The following is a 671-nucleotide window of genomic DNA, read 5'->3' as shown; positions in this document are numbered from 1 at the left end:
GTTCGAGGTGCTGGGCGATACCGCTTACGGCACCGGCGACGCCCGCGCCGCGCTGCTCGATGCCGGGCACAGCGTCATCATCAAGCCCGCACCACTGCGCCCCGCCGTCCCCGGCGGCTTCACCATCGACGACTTCACCGTTGATGAGACCGCCGGCACCGTCACCTGCCCTCAGGGGGTCACCCGGCACATCACCGCCACACGCCACGCGGTCTTCGGCACCGCCTGCCGCTCCTGCCCGCTGCGGGAACGCTGCACGATGAGCAAGCACGGCCGCACCCTGCGATTGCACCCGCACGACGCCCTGTTACGCCAAGCCCGCCGCCAATGGGCCACCGACCCGGACCTGACCGCTGCCTACCGGCAACATCGCCCCATGGTCGAACGCTCCATCGCCTGGCTCATCAGCGCGGACGGCGGCGCCCGCAAGCTCCGCTACCGCGGCGTCGCCCGCAACAACCAGTGGCTCCACCTGCGAGCAGCCGCCCTGAACCTGCGCCGCCTGATCAACCTCGGGCTCACCTCCGTCCAGAACGCCTGGACCCTGCAGCCAACCACCGGCTGAGGACCCTCCAGCCGGAGCCGGCCCTGAAGAAGGTCCACCCTCAACGCCTTGATCACCGCACCTACAACCTGCGATCCGTCACACCAGCAACATCTTCAGAAGTCTC

General features: G+C 69.2%; 1 protein-coding gene. It reads left to right on the top strand.

The window, feature by feature from the left end:
* Positions 1-565: transposase (locus FXF51_RS60255; protein ID WP_222872000.1), on the top strand; the 565-nt coding region annotated here is incomplete at its 5' end.
* Positions 566-671 lie beyond the last annotated feature (106 nt).

The sequence above is a fragment of the Nonomuraea sp. PA05 genome (genome assembly GCF_008086045.1).
Lineage (GTDB): Bacteria > Actinomycetota > Actinomycetes > Streptosporangiales > Streptosporangiaceae > Nonomuraea > Nonomuraea monospora.
Note: the sequence above shows the minus strand (reverse complement) of the source record. Positions and strands in the feature narration are given on the sequence as shown.